The sequence below is a fragment of the Collinsella sp. AF18-8LB genome (assembly GCF_003459795.1).
GTDB lineage: Bacteria > Actinomycetota > Coriobacteriia > Coriobacteriales > Coriobacteriaceae > Collinsella.
Map to the genome: position 1 here is coordinate 1 of NZ_QRWU01000004.1, position 17,627 is coordinate 17,627.

The window sequence follows — 17,627 nt, forward strand, 5'->3', positions numbered from 1 at the left end:
GAACGGGACGTCGTCGAACAGGAGTCGCTCGAGCTCGTCGGGCGGCAGGTTGAGGAGCTCGTCGCCGGGACGGTGCAGGCAGACCTTCCTGAGCTTGCCGATCTCGGAAGGCACGTGCAGACCTTTCGTCATGGCCTCCTACCTTTCTTTCGGGCCTTACTGGCCGAATGTATCAGCGCCCCTCCATATGGGACGCTGCTTGCTGACAGCTCTAGTTATATCCAATTTCCACCCGCAATTCCACCTCGCCCCCGAACGGTCAGCAAAGTACGATGAACGGTATATCGCATATGATTTCCCATGATGCACTTCAGTTTCGTAAAGCAGATTTTCCTAGGTAAACGTTATTTTTCTAAGAAATCAAGATTCCACACTCAAAGTTATCCATGATTCAAAATTGCATAGAGAAAACAGTTTTCTGCATATATATGACGCTTGTCCTCGATTCGACCTACATTCGATTATATTCAGCTTGCTATCATTCTTATTCATACATTCTCACCAGTTGAGTGAGGATATAGATCGCTTACTCAAGGCACCGGACGTAAGTGCTTCGGCTCGTCAGCGTTAGAAGTAGGTAAAGATACCGTTCGCGCGATACGCCCGTGCCATAGGTCGACTAAATTGAGACAATAGAGAACAGTGTTAGGCTACCGTCCCCTGTAGGGACTGAACGGACAGATGCATATGCCGAGCAAAATCGAAAAGAAGCAAGCCGCCGCAAAGCTGCGCAAACCGCCGCGCGACTTCTCGTATACGCAGAACCGAGAGCTCAGCTGGCTACGCTTTGATAACCGCGTGCTTGACGAGGCATTCGACGAGACCGTTCCTTTGTTCGAGCGTCTAAAGTTCGTGTCGATCTTCGAGTCCAACCTCGATGAGTTTCTCATGGTGCGCGTGGGCGGCCTGTCCGACCTGGCAGAGCTAAAAAAACAGCCTGTCGATAACAAGAGCAATATGACCGCCTCCGAACAGGTCGATGCCGTCATGGCCGAAATGCCCGGGCTCCTTACCCGTTGGGAGTCCATCTTCAAGAGCATCGAGGGCAAACTCGACGCCCTGGGCGTTCACCGCGCTCGCGTCGATTCGCTTACGCCCGAGGAGCGCACCTTTGTCACCCGCTACTTCCAGGCCTACGTGTCGCCGGTCATCTCGCCGTTGGTCATTGACCCGCGCCACCCCTTCCCCAACCTGCGCAACGGCGCACTCTATCTAGCTTGCGGACTGGACGGTGTCACGGACGAGGAAAGTCTGCTGGGCCTCATCGAGATTCCCGCCTCGATGAACCGCGTGGTCGAGATTCCCTCGCCCGCCGGCACCTACTCCTACATCTTGCTCGAGGACGTCATTCTTGCCTGCTTGGACAGCTGCTTTGGCTCCTATAAGCCGCTCGACCGCGCTCTGATCCGCGTCACCCGCAATGCCGATATCGACCCGGACGGCGAGGGCGTCGAGGAGGAAGAGGATTACCGCCAGCACATGAAGCGCATCCTCAAAAAGCGCTTGCGCCTGCAGCCGGTGGTGCTTGCCGTCTCCGGTTCGCTCGAGAAGGCGACGCTCAAGACCATCCGCAAAGCGCTCGAGCTTTCGCGCCGCTCGGTTTTTACCTGCGATATCCCGCTCGACCTGGACTACGTCTTTGGCATCGAGGGCAAAATTCCCGAGCACCTGCGCAACGAGCTCCTCTTTACGCCGTTTAAGCCGCAGCCCAACCCCACCATCGACATGTCCCGCTCCATTCGCGAGCAGGTGCTGCAGGGCGACAAGTTGCTCTTTTACCCCTACGAGGCCATGAATCCGTTCCTGGACCTGGTACACGAGGCCGCATACGACCCCGAGTGCATCTCGCTGCGCATCACGCTCTACCGCGTGGCCAAGCAGAGTCGTCTGTGCGAGTCGTTGATTGACGCCGCCGAGAACGGCAAAGAGGTCACGGTGCTCATGGAGCTCCGCGCGCGCTTTGACGAGCAAAATAACATCGAGTGGGCAGAGCGTCTGGAAGAAGCGGGCTGCACCGTCATCTATGGCTCCGAGGGCTTTAAATGCCACTCAAAGATCTGCCAGCTCACCTATCGCGAGGGCATGGCGCTCACCCGACTCACGCTTTTGGGCACCGGTAACTTTAACGAGAAGACGGCCAAGCTCTACAGCGACTTTATGCTCATGACCGCCCACCCCGGCATCGGCGAAGACGCCAACTTGTTCTTCCGCAACCTGTCGCTGGGCAACCTGCGCGGCGACTACCGCTTTTTGGGCGTGGCGCCCGTCGGCCTTAAGCCACTCATCATGCGCGGTCTGGACCGCGAGATCCAACGCGCTCTCGCCGGCGAGCCCGCGCGCGTATTCTTTAAGCTTAACTCGCTGACTGACCGCGAGGTCATCGACAAGATCGCTGAGGCATCGTGTGCCGGTGTGCGCGTGGACATGATCATCCGCGGCATCTCGTGCCTGAAGCCCAACATTGCGGGCAAGACCGAAAACGTGCACGTACGTTCTATCGTCGGACGCTTCTTGGAGCACGCGCGCGTCTATGCCTTCGGCGTGGACTCGGACATGATCTACCTGAGCTCGGCCGACATGATGACGCGCAACACCGAGCACCGCGTGGAGATCGCCTTCCCCGTGCTCGACCCCACCTGCCGCGCCCTGGTGCACGAGTACATGGGCATGCAGCTGCGCGACAACGTGAAGGCACGCAGCCTGACGAGCGACGGCACCTGGGTTCCCGTAGAGCGAAAAGAGGGTGAGAAGCCCTTTAACTCGCAGGAGTTCCTGTTGGAGCGCGCTTATCGCAACGCCGAGTCCGCAGCCGTGGCTTCGGAGCCCGTCGCCAAAGCAAAACCGGAATCCGCACCTGTTCTGGGCCCCAAGCCCAAGCCCCAGGCGGACGTTCCCAAGGTCCAGAAGGTCCAGGCAACCGTCATTGAACCCGACCTGGAATCCGAACCCGAGCCTGCGCCCCAGCCCCAGCCCCAGCCTCGGCCGCAGACCGTCAAGTCCGCGCCCCATGCAAGCGCCCACCGCGAGAAACCCGCCGGCCAGACCAAGGCCATCGAGCGCCATCGCCCCGGCCGCGTGCGTATGGGTCTGGGCCTGATCGGCTTAGGCCTTAAGACGCTCATTACCGGCAAGACGAAATAGACGTTTGTAGAAGCGCCCCGTATTTGAGGAATGCCTCAGGTACGGGGCGCTTTTCCCTGCTACCATGGTTGCGGACAACAACGCGAATGACAGGCAGGAATATGAAGCTCACCATAGAATCGATGACGTATGGCGCCGATGGTCTGGCGCACGCCGACAACGGCAAGGCCGTATTTGTGCAGGGCGCCGTGGCGGGCGATACCGTCGAGGTCAAAATCGTGCAGGACGGCAAGTCGTTTATGCGCGCCCGCGCCACCGAGATTCTTGAGCCGAGCCCCGATCGAATTCAGCCTCCCTGCCCCTTCGTGGGCGCCTGCGGTGGCTGCTCGTGGGGCAATCTCTCGCGCACCGCTCAGCTTGCCGCCAAGGAGCAAAACCTGCGCTCCACGCTCGAGCGCATCGGCAAGTTCACCCCTGAGCAAGTCGACGAGCTGGTGCAGCCCATCCGCCACACCAAGGACGATTGGGGCTACCGCAATAAAATTGAGCTCGAACCGACCGTCGTTAACGGCCGCGTTCGTCTTGGCATGCACGGCGTCGATCCCAGCAAGATCGTGACCGTCGATTCGTGCCCGCTGTTCGATAAGCGTTTTCCCAAGGCGCTCAAATCGGTCGTCGGCGCGCTTAACTATCTGAGCGGCAGCCACGACCTGGGCTTGGAGCGCGTGGGCATTCGCGCCTCGCGTCGCACCAAAGCGCTCGAGGTCGCGCTCTGGACGCCCACGGGCTCGTTCCCGCGCTCGCAAGTCTCGCGCGTGCTGGCAGACGCCGCACACCCCACGAGCATAGTGCGCGTTATGAGCAAGGGTGAGAAGAAGGCCCGCCGCGTCTCCAAGGTTGAGATGCTCGCCGGTGAGGGCTCCTGGACCGAGAACATCGCCGACGGCCAGATGCGCCTTTCGGCCCCGTCGTTTTTCCAGGTCAACACCAAGGGTGCCGAGATTTTGATCGAGCTTGTCATGGAGGCGCTCGACCCGCAGGAAGACGAACTTGCCGTGGACCTGTATTGCGGAGCTGGAACCTTCACCCTGCCGCTCGCCCGCCGCTGCGACTTTGTTGCCGCCGTCGAGGCCTACGGCCCGGCCGTGCGCGACCTGCGCCGTAACCTGGAGATCAACAAACTCGATAACGTCGATGTCATCGGCGGCGACGCGGTGCGCGAGTTCCCCGATCAGGACGCCGATGTCCTGGTGGTCGACCCGCCGCGTGCAGGCCTCGCCCCCGAGGCGATCGACCTTATCGCCAGCACGAGTGCTCGCGATGTCGCCTACGTGAGCTGCGACCCGGCCACCCTGGCGCGCGATCTCAAACGCTTTGTCGAAGAAGGCACCTTCTCCCCCGTAAAGATCAGGCCAGTCGACCTGTTCCCGCAAACCTTCCACTGCGAAACCGTCGTCCACCTCAAGCGCAACTAACCCAACTGCTCGAACCCACCGCCCAAATGATTTTTCTGGGACGGGGATTTAATGATCATTGTGTACCGAATGATTATTAAATCCCCGTCCCAGAAAAATCATTTGGGAATGGGGCATGGCAAGCATGAGTCTTCGGGGTATAAGACGGCTAATTGTATGCCGCCCTATGAAAGGAACCCTCATGCCCAGCGTTGCCGTTCTCGCCGCCGATGGCTTTGAAACTATTGAATGCCTGACCATGGTCGATGTCATGCGTCGCGGCGGCGTGCGTGCCACGCTCGTCTCGATCATGCCCACGCGTGAGGTCGTAAGCTCGCTGCAGATCCCCGTGACCTGCGATGCGCTCTTTGATGAGATCAATTTTGACGAGTACGACTGCGTCGTGCTGCCCGGCGGCCTGCCCGGTGCCACCAACCTGCGCGCCGATCAGCGCGTCTGCGACGTGGTCTGCGAGTTCGCCGCGACCAAGCATGTTGGCGCCATCTGCGCCGCCCCGTTTATCCTGGGCGAGCTCGACCTGCTCGAGGGACGCCGCGCCACGTGCTTCCCCGGATTTGAGAAGAGCTTCCCCGAGGGCGCCTATACCGGCGACAAGATCACGCACGACGGCAACATCATCACCGCCAGCGGCATGGCCCAGTCGCTCCCCTTTGCGCTTGAGCTGCTGCGTACGCTCGCCGGCGACAAGGCCGTCGAGAAGGTTGCCGAGGGCATTCAACTATGATTTTGGCTTCGCAATCACCGCGCCGCATTGAGCTCATACGCGAAGCGGGCTATGACGTTCGCGTGATTCCCGCAGATATTGATGAAACGCCTTTTGATGGCGAGGCCCCGTTCACACTTGTCGAGCGCCTGGCACGCGCTAAGGCCGCTGCCGTTGCCGCCGAACACGCCGAGCCCAATGAGCTGACCATCGCGGCCGACACCATCGTCACCTTCGATGGCAAGATCTTAGGCAAGCCGGCAAACGAGGACGAAGCCCGCACCATGCTCCACGAGCTCTCGGGGCGCACGCACCAGGTCGCAACCGGCGTCTGCATCGTTAGAGCCGGAGACACCACCGCCCCACACGCCACCGAGAGCCTGTCGTTTGTCGATGTGACCGACGTGACGTTCTATGAGCTCACCGACGAGCAGATTGAGCGCTATGTCGCCTCGGGCGAGCCCATGGACAAGGCAGGCGCCTACGGCATCCAAGGCGTCGGCGGGCGTATGCTCGTGCACGATATTTCGGGTGACTTTTACAACGTGGTGGGCCTGCCCATCGCTCGCGTCGCGCGTGCGATTCAAAAACTATCGTAATTGTATCTGGCGCTGGGTATCCCCCGGCGCCTACAATTTTGGCGTACCGTACGGATCCCGACCGGGCATAAGGCCCGGCGGAAAACCGATAGGAGTAAAACATGGACACACTGCTTGAGGCCATTGACGTTTGCGATGTCGATGGCTTTTGCTTTGGCAACTATACGGACGAGGAGGCCGGCACCGGCTGCACTGTAATCGTGGCACCCGAGGGCGCCACCGGCGGCGCTGACGTTCGCGGCGGTGCCCCGGCATCGCGCGAGACCGACCTGCTGCGTCCCGAGAACACCGTGGACAAGGTCCACGCCGTCTGCCTTTCGGGTGGATCGGCCTTTGGTCTGGAGGCCGCAAGCGGCGTCGCCCGCGAGCTCGAGAGCCGCGGCATCGGCCTTCCCGTCGGCCCCACGCAGGTGCCCATCGTGTGCTCCAGCTGCATCTTCGACCTCGCCTTTGGCGACCCCACCGTACGCCCCGACATCGAGGCCGGCATCGCCGCCGTGCGCGAGGCGCTCGACCACACCCCCGCCACGCTCAAGCAGGGCAATGTGGGTGCCGGCACGGGTGCCACCGTCGGAAAGCTCATGGGGCCCGCCACCTGCATGAAGGCCGGCCTTGGTGCTGCCGCTGTGGCACTCGGCCCCGTCAAGGTGGGCGCCGTGGTCTCGGTCAACGCCTGCGGCAACGTGGTCGACCCCTTCACCGGCAAGTGGGTCGCCGGCATGCGCGCCGCAGCCGATAGCGACCAGATTGTCGACATGGAGCTCGCCGCCTTTGCCGCCGCCGGCTCTATGCAGATGCCGCTCGACCGCACCAACACCACTATCAGCTGCATCGTCACCAACGTGGAGCTCACCAAGGCCCAGGCCACCAAGGTCTCCCAGATGGCAGCAGACGCCTACGCGCACGCCATTCGCCCCACGCATACCACCAACGACGGCGACACCATCTACACCCTCGCCAGTGGCAAACTGGGCGCCCAGGCAAGCGCCGCCATTCCCCTAGACCTGCTGGGCATGCTCGCCGTAAGGGCGCTGGAAACCGCCATCGTAAACGGAGCCAAAACCGCCAAAACCTCCCACGGCATCCCCGGCGCCGCAAAGTAAACCAACTCGTCCGGTTGCCCGGTGGGGCTTGGTTATGTTTGCTGCTCTACAGTCCTGGCTCGCACGAAGAGCACATTAAGTGCTCTTCGGCTCGTGCGGAACTCGCGACAAACATAACCAAGCCCCACCGGGCAACCTACTCAACCAGATCCCTTTCAGCCCAGGCCCCTGTGTACCGCGCGTCGAAGATCTTCAAATTCAAATCATCTGAAAATCGATACTTATAGCAGAGGTCCCTTGGCCTTTAGTTTGATACAAGTTCCGCACGAGCCGGAAAGCACTTAATGTGCTTTCCGTGCGAGCAGGACTGTCCGCAGTAGCAAACTAAAGGCCAAGGGGCCCAGTCAACCTAACAGAAGCGATTACTCGGCAGTTAGTTGAATTTGAAGATCTTTGAGGCAAGACGGTATAGGCCGAGTGTGGTTTTGTCCCCGGCCCGTCCGCGCAGGTTGGTAAAGAAGCCGACCACGCCGTAGCGCGCACGACGATACATGCGCTCGTCGTAGGACTTCAAATCGCCCCACAGCGTCTTCAGACGCTCATCGGCACAATCCTCATCGGAAAGCTTGGTAAGCACCGAGCAAATCGCCATCATCATGGTGAAATAGCCCATCATGTACGAGCGCAGGCGCGACGACTCGACATCGCTGTACAGGTGGAACGATTCCATCATGATGCGCGTAACGCGGAACTGCTGGTCCAGGCGTTTAACCATCGTCGCCTCGTTGACGCTCTGGCCCTCGCGACCGATAAAGTAGCGGTAGAGGTCGATGTCGGCGTAATAGATAGTCTTGCAACGCGGCAGCGGCACGTAGGCGTAGATGTTGTCCACATAGAACGTGTGCGGCGGCATGGGAAGGTTGGACTCGCGCAGTACATCCGTGCGATAGCACAGGCTGTGCATGAGTAGGTTCTGGTCCAGGCGGAAATGACCGATCTGGTCCCAGGTAAAGATCTTTTTGCGCGGCAGGGCAAACTTGTAACCGATAGCGGTATGCGTGCCCTCGTAAACCTTCTCGTACACGTAGTTCGAGATAAACAGATCCACGCGCTGGTCGCGCTCCTCAAAGCCGCGCAGGATCGAAAGCATGGTCGAAAGGGCTGCGCCGTCGAGCCAGTCGTCCGAGTCGACAACCTTGTAATAGGTGCCCTGTGCCTCGCGCAGGCCCGAAAGGACGGCGATACCGTGGCCGCCATTCCCCTGATGCACCGCGCGGATAATGCCGGGGTAACGCGTCTCCCACTCGTCGGCCTTAGCGGCCGTCTCGTCCTTGGAACCGTCATCGACGATGATAATCTCGATGTCGGTGGCATAATTGCTCCCCTCCAGAATGGAGGTGATGCAATGGTCCATGTCCTTGGCGGCGTTATACGAGGGAATACCGAATGTTATGACTTTATGCATGGCAGGCGATAATCTCATCCGAAAGATCAAGGGCGGAGTTGGTCACGGCATCCATATCGTAGTAACGATACTCGGCCAAGCGACCCACCGGGTGGAAGTTCGTCAGGTTCTGGACGCGCTCAAGATAGCGCTCGTAGAGCTCGCGGTTCTCGGACTCCAGAATGGCGTAATAGGGCGTCTCGCCCGAGCCGGGCGTATAGGCCTTGGAGTACTCCTTCATGATGGTGGTCTTGCCGGGCAGGACCTGGCCAGTCATGTTCTTGAACTCGGTGATACGCGTGAAGTCCTCGCTCGTGGTGTAGTTGACGGTGCCCACGGGCTGGAACTGATCCATATCGAGCGTCTCGAACTTCATATCGAGCGTGCGGTACGGCAGCGCGCCCAGGTCGAGGTTGAACAGCTCGTCGAGTGGACCGGTGTAGACGATCTCGCCGCCGTAGACCTTGCCGTCGATCTTGACGGTGGTCTCGTCGATCTCGAAGAGGTCGCGGGCGTCCACGTCGCAGAACACATCAATCAGATCGTGGTCGAGCATGTGCTCGAACAGCGCGGTATAGCCGTCCTGCGGCATGCCCTGGAAAGGAGCCTGCGGGAAGTAGCGATCGTCATCGCCCACAAAGACGGGGACGCGGCCGGTGATCGAGGGGTCGATCTGATCGGGCGTCTGGCCCCACTGCTTCATGGTGTAATGCAAAAAGACGTTCTCGTAGATGTAATCAGCGACCTCGGCCAAGTCGGGGTCGTTCTTCTTACGCAGCTCCATAATGGGCACCTTGACATCCTTGCCAAAGGTCTCCACGAGCTTCTGATACAGCTCCTCGCCGCGCTCGTCACCAAAGGCGAGTTTGAGACTCGCATGGTTGAAGGGCACGGGCATAAGGGTGCCGTTGATGTTGGCGAGCACCTTGTGCTGATAATCCGTCCACTTGGTAAAGCGCGCCAGGAAATTGTGCACGCGCTCGTTAAAGGTGTGATAGATATGCGGACCGTACTCGTGGATCAGGATTCCGGCCTCGTCAGTGCAGTCATAGGCATTGCCCGCAATGTGGCTACGGCGCTCCAAAACGGCAACACGATAGCCGATGGTCTCGGCAAGACGGCGGGCGCAAACGGCACCGGCATATCCAGCACCGACGACAATCATGTCGTACGCGCCGGCGTTAAAGCCTTCAGGCAGGCCTGAGGTAATCTGCATCGATACTCCTTGTCAAAAGCCACGGGCTCGTTAGCTGGGCTTTTCTCGAACATTCTTCGAGACATATTTATCAGAGCGATTATAGCGCTAATGCGTCCTATAATGAGCTTGCCACACAAGGAAAGCTCAAGCACCGCGGCGTACAAATTTGAAAGGTAAACCCGCTAGCAGCGGGTTTATTCGTGAACAGCCGGGCGCCTGGAGCTTAGTGAAACGCTTGTAAGGAGTAACATGAGCGATTTCCTTAACCGTATGAAGTCTGCCGCCAAGGCCGACCTTAAGACGATCGTCCTGCCCGAGGGCGAGGATCCGCGCACCATCGTCGCGGCCACCAAGATCATCGAGGAGGGCCTGGCAAAGATCGTCATCCTGGGCAACCCCGACGAGATCAACGTTCCCGGCGCCACCGTCATCGATCCGCGCAATGCCGAGAAGCACGAGGAGTACGCGCAGAAGTTTGCCGAGCTCCGTGCCAAGAAGGGTGTCACCATCGAGCAGGCTCGCGCCCAGGTGATGGACGCCACCTACTTTGGCACCATGATGGTCAAGATGGGCGACGCCGACGGCCTGGTCTCCGGCGCCTGCCACTCCACCGCCGACACCCTGCGCCCCGCGCTGCAGATCCTCAAGACCGCCCCGGGCACCAAGCTGGTCTCGGCCTTCTTCGTGATGTGCACCGACACCCCGCAGTTCGGCACCGACGGTACGCTGATCTTCGCCGACTGCGGCCTCAACATCAACCCGTCCTCCGACGAGCTCTCCGAGATCGCCATCGCCTCCGCTCACTCCTGGTCCACTTTTATGAGCAGCGTCGAGCCGCACGTGGCCATGCTCTCCTACTCCACCATGGGCTCCGCCGGCGGCGAGGTCGCCAAGAAGGTCCAAGAGGCCGTGAAGTTCTGCAAGGAGAAGGCCCCCGAGCTCGCCATCGATGGCGACCTTCAGCTTGACGCCGCCATCGTTCCCACCGTCGCCCAGCTCAAGGCTCCCGGCTCCTCCGTTGCCGGCAAGGCCAACGTGCTTGTGTTCCCCGACCTCGAGGCCGGCAACATCGGCTACAAGCTGGTCCAGCGCTTCGCCGGCGCCGACGCTTACGGCCCTATCCTGCAGGGCATTGCCAAGCCGGTTAACGACCTTTCGCGCGGCTGCTCTGCCGACGACATCGTGGGTGTCGTGGCCATCACCGCCGTCCAGGCTCAGATGGCTGAGTAGCGGACGTATCCCCTCGGGACCCCACAGGGTAAAGCTCTGAAAACGTCCTCGGACATGTCGGAAGCCCCCGCTGCGCACTACGTGCGGCGGGGGCTTCCTCCGTCCTGCGGGATGTTTTCAGAGCTTTACCCTGTGGGGTCCCTGCCGCTACGTGATATTCAGGGAATCTGGAATGGACGGCGGCTTGGCTACGAGCTGGAGCTGAGGATCTGAATGGTCGGGTGCCGCTGTTGGGAGCGCAGGCGTTGCTGGTGATGATCACTTTGGGACTGGAATTTCCGCCTGCTAGCAAAAAGGCCTCCGAAGCTGTTGCTCTGGAGGCCTTTTTTCAATTACAAACGAATGCGCTAGTTGTTCTTGGTCAGGCGCTCGACGTCGTGGGCGATCATGTATTCCTCGTCGGTGGGGATGACCATGACCGTGACGGAAGAGCCGGCGGCGCTGATGACCTGCGGGCCGTTGCCCACGGCCTCGCGGTTCTTGTTGTTGTCGATACGCACGCCCAGCCACTCAAAGCAGTCGCAGAAGGCCTTGCGGATCGACCAGTCATTCTCACCGATGCCGGCGGTAAAGGTAATGGTGTCCACGCCCGCCATGGAGGCGATCATGGAACCGGCCTGCTGCATGGCCTTATAGGCGAACATATCGAAGGCGAGCAGGCAGCGCTCGTCACCCTCGGAGGCGCGCGTACGGATGTCGCGGGCGTCGTTGGAGATGCCCGAGATGGCAAGCAGACCGGACTGCTTGTTCATCATGTCATCGACTTCCTGGTAGGTGTAGCCGCCCTCGCGCTGGAGGTAGCACACGGTGGCCGGGTCGATAGAACCACAACGGGTGCCCATCATCAGACCGTCAAGCGGCGTGAGGCCCATCGTGGTATCGCGGCACACACCGTCCTCGATGGCGGCAATCGAGGCGCCGTTGCCCAGATGGCACGAAAGCAGACGGTGGCAGCGCGCACCCAGGATCTCCTTGGCCATCATCCACTCGTAACGGTGGCTCGTACCGTGCGCGCCATATTTGCGCACGTGGTACTTGTCGCACACGTCCTTGGGCAGGGCGTAGGTGTAGGCGACCTCGGGCATGGTCATGTGGAACGAGGTGTCGAAGACGGCCACATTGGGCAGCTCCGGATACTTCTCGCGGCAATATTCGATTGCCGCGGCCTCGCCGTAATTGTGCAGCGGGGCGAGCGGGGCCACCTCAAGGATCTTAGCCATGACCTCATCGTCGACGACCGCGGAATCATCGAAATGCCAGCCACCCTGAACGATACGGTGGCCGATGCCATCGATCGTAAAGTCGGTCTTCTCAAGCTCCTCGAGTACGCGCGCAATGGCCGAGCGATGATCGGGGAAGGGAACTTCTTCGGTCTGCTTGGCGCCACCGTTCTCGGCGTGACCAAAGATGCCCATGTCCGAGCCGATACGCTCGCAGTTGCCCTTGGCGAAAACCTCGCGGGTATCGGTATCCAAGAGCTGATATTTAAGGCTTGAGCTGCCGGCGTTAACAACAAGTACGTTCATGAGACTCCTTTGCAGTGCAATACGGTCGGCATGCCCCTTAAGGCGGCCGTATGTTAATAAGAAGTTATCACAGCTTGATAAATAGCTATCATGCATATCGCCCAACGAGCGCAAAAGAGGGGCCAAACGGCATGTTGCTGTCCAGCCCCTCCCCTCTTGCAATTACTTGGCGTTGACGATGCGCTCGACGTCGGAAGCGATCATGAACTCCTCGTCCGTGGGGATGACAAAAATCTTGACCTTAGAATCCTTGGCGGACAGGCACCAAGCGCCGTCGCCGCGCAGGGCATTGCGGGCATGATCCATCTTGACGCCCATAAAAGCCAGACGATCGGCCACGCCGGCGCGAACGGCCGGAGCGTGCTCACCGATGCCAGCAGTAAAGACCAGGGTGTCCATGCCACACATGGAGGTGGCCATCTCGGCGGCCTTGGCGGCAATCTTGTAGACGAACATATCGAAGGCGAGCTGAGCCTCGGGGTCGCCAGCGGCGGCGAGCTCCTCGACGTTACGGCAGTCGTTGGTCTTGCCGCCAGTCACGGCCATGAGGCCGGACTTCTTGTTCATCATCTCGTCGACCTCGTCAAAAGTGTAGCCACCCTCGCGCTGCAGGTAGCACACGGTAGCCGGGTCGATGGAACCGCATCGGGTACCCATCATGACGCCGTCGAGCGGCGTCAAGCCCATGGTGGTGTCCATGCACTTGCCGTCCTCGATGGCGCACAGAGAAGCGCCGGATCCAATGTGGCACACGACGACCTTGCGGGCCTCGCCGTTGGTCATCTCGGCGACCTTCTTGGAGATGTAACGGTAGCTGGTGCCGTGAGCGCCATACTTGCGGATGTGCAGCTTGTCGCAGACGTCCTTGGGCAGGGCGTAGGTGCGGGCGACCTCGGGCATGTTGAAGTGGAAAGCGGTGTCGTAAACCGTGACGTTGGGCAGGTCGGGATACTGCTCCAGGCAGTACTCGATAACGTTGGCCTCGGGGTTGTTGTGCAGCGGGGCGAGCGGGGCAACCTCGCGGATCTTGGCGAGAACGTCCTCGTCGACGAGGGAGGAATCGCCAAAGTACCAACCGCCCTGAACGATGCGGTGGCCGATGCCCTCAATCTTGACGCCGTTGGCCTCGAGGTCCTTGAGGACGACCTCGATGGCGACCTTGTGGTCGGGGAACTCGATGTTCTCGGTCACCTTCTTGGAGCCGTTGGCAGCATGGGTGAAGGTGCCGCCGGTAAAGCAGACGCGCTCGCAGGAGCCCTTTGCGGACACCTTGTGGGACTTGGTATCGATGACCTGATACTTAAGGGTCGAAGATCCTGCGTTTACGACCAGAACGTTCATGTGTCTCCCTACTAACAGGCGGTGTGGCGCCGCCAGGTTACATACGCTTCAATAATACCCCTAAACGTACGTTCGTCCTAAGCGGGAGCTGATATATCAAGCCCTGAGAGACACATTCTTCGAACGGGAACCACCGCGGTCTTTCGTAAGCTTGAAAAGCGCCGGAATATAAAGGAGCGCAGACAGAAGAAGCGCCACTAATATGGATGAAGAGACCCCAATAGACGAAACAAACAGCGCGTTGAACGCATAGAACAAGATCGCTCCAACCGAAACCATCAAGCTCTGAACCGAAATGAGAGAACAGCGAAACTGCGCAGGTGCATTGCTCTGGAAAATGGAATATTTAATCGGGGCAAAGAAAACGTACGCAACAGTCTGCAGAATATACAACAGAGGTAGAAGCGAGCGCGGCATAAATGGCAGCAGAAAGAGCGCAGTCAGCAAATACCTCGTGCAGCCCGTTAAACGAGCGAAGCGTCGTTGATCGATTCTCTTAAGCAGCGATGGAATGGCCAGCCCGAGACCAGCAGAGCATAAGAGTTGGACCGCAACCGTCGCGCCTGCGGCAACGGAGTTCATCCCCCTCTCGTTTAACATCAGCGTGAAAAAATCCTCGAGTGAAACGAAGGCAAACGCCTGCGAAACGTCCATGACATACGCCTCAATTAGGCAGGGGTTGTACAAAATCGCTTGAGTTATTTGCCCAACGGTCACATGGTCATCCCGCGCCATCGTCTTTGAGCCGTCGCGAGGTTCGTGAATCAGGGCAACGACAGCGAGCGTTAAAACCATAGCTACGATATCGCACGAAAGACCAACCCGATAAGCCTGCGCAGCCGAAATCATGCCGCCAAGGAACGCTGAAATCGCATAGGAGGCATAGAAAACGAATCGCTCAATAACGTTTAGGGAAACCAAAGCTTCTTGGGGGACACTGTCAATGTAGATGGCTTCAATAGAGCCACTGATGCAGGCAAGAGAAATGCCTTTGACGGCAAAGGCGATCAGAAGCACAGTCGGCGATTGCACAAAGAGCAGCGCAAGGTAGTATGCAATTAGACCAGCAACACCCAGCAGCCCGCTCGCTTTTCGGCCATAGCGGTCAGCAATATACCCAGTAGGCACCTCTGAGACGAACTTGCCGATCTGGTAGGCAAGCAGCATTGCTGAGATAGTCGTGAGCGAGAAACCCTCGTGCTCAAGATAGACGGTCAAGAAATAGAGGATCGTGCTGAAGTTCGACAGGAACACGAACAGCATGTAGGGCAGTATGACCCTTTTAAGCATTTTAAACCCCCTGAAGCCCAGTTTTCCAGGAGATATATCTTTTTAGCATATCGGAAATATCAGAGTAATACGGGCATTTCTTATAAGAAGAGGAATCCCCGCGCCTCACGCGACAGGCGCCTCCGCAAACAGGAGAGGCAGGGCACTCTGAACAGGGGATTTCCATCTGAAAGGCTCGGCCGCTAAGGTATCTTTCAACACTTTCAAAATATGAACAGGAATCATCCTCAACCATACCCAATGGAACCGAATTGGTACCGGCTTCGTTACAATCATAGACAGCCCCCTCTGGAGAAAACAGAAGCACCGACCCAGATAGACAGTCACCGAATAGAGGATAATGCGCTTGATCTTCTTCAAATATCTGGTAAAAATAGCCGACTTGATTCACGGCAAGCTCTGTCAAAGATATATAGCCATTCAAGCATAGTTCTAGCAATTGCCAGAAAGAAACGGCCTTTTCGTATAGAGGATATTCAACACGATGAATCTCGTACTTAAAGTCAGAGTACCTCCAATTGGAATGTCTCAGCATATCGATATTATCTTGGGATACATTTAGGCGAACCGTTACGTCAATCCCATTTCGCATAGCAGCTTTACTAGAAGAGACAACCCGATCATATGTCCCCTCCCCATCAAGCGTCCTTCGAACTTTATCATGTGAAAAGCGAGCGCCGTCCAGCGTAACGGTAACACCGTCCAACACTCCAATACTTCGCTTCAGAATTTCTAGATAATGAGGCAGTTGAGTCCCATTAGTGATTACCCGAAGTCGAAAGCCATGTCTTTTGCATATGTCTAAAGCCTCTAAAACCAGATTCATATTTTTAGGCAGTAATGGCTCTCCGCCATATAAAACGATAACAATCCGAGCAGGATCGCACGATGTCTTAAGCAATCTCTTTAAGCACGATTCAATATTATGAAGGGTGCCCGGCGCCATAGTCCGATGCTGGTACCCATTTGAAGCTTGAAAGCAATAGGAGCAACGCAAGTTGCATTCATGGGTTAATTGTAGATAGACATAGCAAGTAGTTTCGTGCTTTTGCAGATAGGAACTCCAGAGACGACATATTAACTCACGCTGTTCATGGTCCCGGACTTGCAGGTGCCCCCGTTTTTGAAGATAGGCCGATTCGGCCTTATCGAGAGTCTCTACAGAAATCGAATGATCCTCGTCAATATAATCGGCATCAATAGCATCTAGGGTGCCCAACAGATAATTAGCCAACACCGACACCCTGCTAAATTCGACAACCGTCGTAAAGTCCGCTTGCGCAAGCATCAGCAACACCCCTCATCGCTACGAGAGGCGCAGTGCCGATGCACTTCATAGTCCAAAATCGAATGAAAATCCGGGCATGATACAGAGCCTTTCCTCATGTCATATAGGGTAAGCCTCCCAGTGCATCCGCCGCCACAAACATATCTATAACGGCAAACTCGGCAGGCATCCATTTTAAGCACGGAGCGATCCCGGTAGTAAGACAGCAGCTTCTTATTCCATGCAATTCCGTTATCGTCATCGAAACCCACGGCTCGAGACCGATTGCCCATGGCCCACCAGCATTTATATACATAGCCAAATTGGTCGTATATGAATTGATTACACATAGCAGTGCAAGTTTTAATTTTTGGATGAAACTTCTTGCCACTAAATATTGATTCGATCAACTTTCTCCCGTGATACTCAACAAGAAGGTTATCGAGGTCGCCGTTTTCATCCTTTAGCCTGTCTAGGGCTTTAATTCCTTCAAGCTCATCAAGGACGTTCTCACTCTGACAACGTCCCTCTTGCTGCATAAGGTAAACATAGAATAGAACTCGATCAAACTTTTGAATGAGAGGTCCAATTTCAGTCAACGTGCCTACATTTCGCCGCGTCACGTTGATTCTTACCTGCAAGTTAAGATCAAGACAGCTTAGCAGCTCAATTGAGTGGACGATTCGATTGAAGGTCGGTTTACCGTCAATGGCCACCCTAATTGAATCATGCTCCCTTTGGGCGCCATCTAACGTTATTTGCATATCATCAATAACGGAGACGTAATCAGAGAGTAGATGCAAATACTCTGGAACAGCAAGCGCGTTCGTAACGAACGAAACCCTAAAGCCCCTATTTCTGCAGCCTATGAGAAGCTTTTCAATTGTCCGAAACGTAAAATCTTGTAGAGGTTCTCCGCCCGTAATTGTTACCAGCACTTTCGACATATCAAAATCCCCATAGCCATTCTCAAACTCAGAAAGGACTTTGGCCACAAACGAGAAAAAACGCTCGACATCTAATTCAATTTCTTTATTAAGGCGAATGCCACGCGAAATACTCGCCCTTTCAAAACAGTAGTAGCAATCAAGGTTGCATGAATAGGTTGGGACGACAATGAAATTTGGTATTTCCCTAGTCGACTCCCAAGCCAACCGTTTATCGATTCGTTCAACAAATTTGTCACGTGCATGCTCAGAGTCAAAGACATAGCCGCGCTCGATCAGTAAATCGAGCGTATCAATATCAAGCCCATCAAAACAGCCTGAACGAATAGCAAGCGCAACAGCCGCATTCACAATGTCGGCGTTTCCATTCATCAAATTGATAAGAACGGAATTATTCTCGTCCAAGCTAATGAGTTCGAGTTCATTCAGTTTAATTAATGGCATTTAATCCCCTTCAAAAAAAGGCGGCCCAGAAATGAGCCG

At 57.1% G+C, this 17,627-nt stretch carries 13 protein-coding genes and 1 pseudogene; 6 read left to right on the top strand and 8 right to left on the bottom strand.

The genetic code is table 11. From position 1 onward, the window contains the following. Positions 1 to 132: pseudogene (locus tag DWX25_RS05510) on the bottom strand (arginine deiminase); the annotation flags it as partial. A gap of 555 nt (positions 133 to 687) precedes the next feature. On the opposite strand from DWX25_RS05510, the gene ppk1 reads away from it, so the two are divergent. From ppk1 to DWX25_RS05535, 5 genes are all read left to right on the top strand, one after another. Then, positions 688 to 3,141, top strand: coding sequence for a polyphosphate kinase 1 (gene ppk1, locus DWX25_RS05515; RefSeq protein WP_233505232.1), 2,454 nt, complete (start codon positions 688 to 690; stop codon positions 3,139 to 3,141). An 86-nt stretch (positions 3,142 to 3,227) separates the two neighbouring features. Continuing rightward, on the top strand, positions 3,228 to 4,556 hold the full coding sequence (rlmD, locus tag DWX25_RS05520; RefSeq protein ID WP_117799062.1) for a 23S rRNA (uracil(1939)-C(5))-methyltransferase RlmD: 1,329 nt from the start codon (positions 3,228 to 3,230) through the stop codon (positions 4,554 to 4,556). Positions 4,557 to 4,737: 181 nt separating this feature from the next. Next, positions 4,738 to 5,280, top strand: a complete 543-nt coding sequence (locus DWX25_RS05525) for a DJ-1 family glyoxalase III (RefSeq protein ID WP_117799061.1) — start codon at positions 4,738 to 4,740, stop codon at positions 5,278 to 5,280. Then, entirely contained in the window at positions 5,277 to 5,858 is a 582-nt protein-coding gene (locus DWX25_RS05530) for a nucleoside triphosphate pyrophosphatase (RefSeq protein WP_117799060.1), read from the top strand. The genes DWX25_RS05525 and DWX25_RS05530 overlap by 4 nt, the downstream gene beginning before the upstream one ends. A 101-nt stretch (positions 5,859 to 5,959) precedes the next feature. Beyond that, positions 5,960 to 6,961 (top strand): P1 family peptidase, encoded by a 1,002-nt coding sequence (locus DWX25_RS05535; protein WP_117799059.1) that lies wholly within the window; start codon positions 5,960 to 5,962, stop codon positions 6,959 to 6,961. Positions 6,962 to 7,334: 373 nt separating this feature from the next. Here the strand turns inward: DWX25_RS05535 and DWX25_RS05540 are convergent, their stop codons facing one another. Together DWX25_RS05540 and glf are read right to left on the bottom strand one after the other, a co-directional pair. Then, positions 7,335 to 8,366 (bottom strand): glycosyltransferase family 2 protein, encoded by a 1,032-nt coding sequence (locus DWX25_RS05540; RefSeq protein ID WP_117799058.1) that lies wholly within the window; start codon positions 8,364 to 8,366, stop codon positions 7,335 to 7,337. Continuing rightward, a complete protein-coding gene (gene glf, locus DWX25_RS05545; protein WP_117799057.1) occupies positions 8,359 to 9,561 on the bottom strand; it encodes a UDP-galactopyranose mutase in 1,203 nt (400 codons plus the stop codon). Before glf ends, DWX25_RS05540 begins: the two co-directional genes overlap by 8 nt. 231 nt (positions 9,562 to 9,792) lie before the next feature. Between glf and pta the strand changes: the two genes are divergently transcribed. Beyond that, the gene (pta, locus tag DWX25_RS05550; protein WP_117735246.1) at positions 9,793 to 10,773 is read left to right on the top strand and encodes a phosphate acetyltransferase; all 981 of its coding nucleotides are present in this window, start codon (positions 9,793 to 9,795) and stop codon (positions 10,771 to 10,773) included. Positions 10,774 to 11,120: 347 nt separating this feature from the next. Here the strand turns inward: pta and DWX25_RS05555 are convergent, their stop codons facing one another. The 5 genes from DWX25_RS05555 to DWX25_RS05575 form a co-directional block, all read right to left on the bottom strand. Then, complete coding sequence (locus DWX25_RS05555) at positions 11,121 to 12,299, bottom strand: acetate/propionate family kinase (RefSeq protein WP_117799056.1); 1,179 nt, start codon at positions 12,297 to 12,299, stop codon at positions 11,121 to 11,123. A gap of 162 nt (positions 12,300 to 12,461) precedes the next feature. After that, a complete protein-coding gene (locus DWX25_RS05560; RefSeq protein WP_117735248.1) occupies positions 12,462 to 13,640 on the bottom strand; it encodes an acetate/propionate family kinase in 1,179 nt (392 codons plus the stop codon). A 96-nt stretch (positions 13,641 to 13,736) separates the two neighbouring features. Further along, positions 13,737 to 14,930 (bottom strand): MFS transporter, encoded by a 1,194-nt coding sequence (locus tag DWX25_RS05565; RefSeq protein WP_117799055.1) that lies wholly within the window; start codon positions 14,928 to 14,930, stop codon positions 13,737 to 13,739. 1 nt (position 14,931) lies between these two features. Further along, on the bottom strand, positions 14,932 to 16,218 hold the full coding sequence (locus DWX25_RS05570) for a radical SAM protein (protein ID WP_117799054.1): 1,287 nt from the start codon (positions 16,216 to 16,218) through the stop codon (positions 14,932 to 14,934). Continuing rightward, positions 16,218 to 17,588, bottom strand: a complete 1,371-nt coding sequence (locus DWX25_RS05575; RefSeq protein ID WP_117799053.1) for a radical SAM protein — start codon at positions 17,586 to 17,588, stop codon at positions 16,218 to 16,220. Before DWX25_RS05575 ends, DWX25_RS05570 begins: the two co-directional genes overlap by 1 nt. Positions 17,589 to 17,627 lie beyond the last annotated feature (39 nt).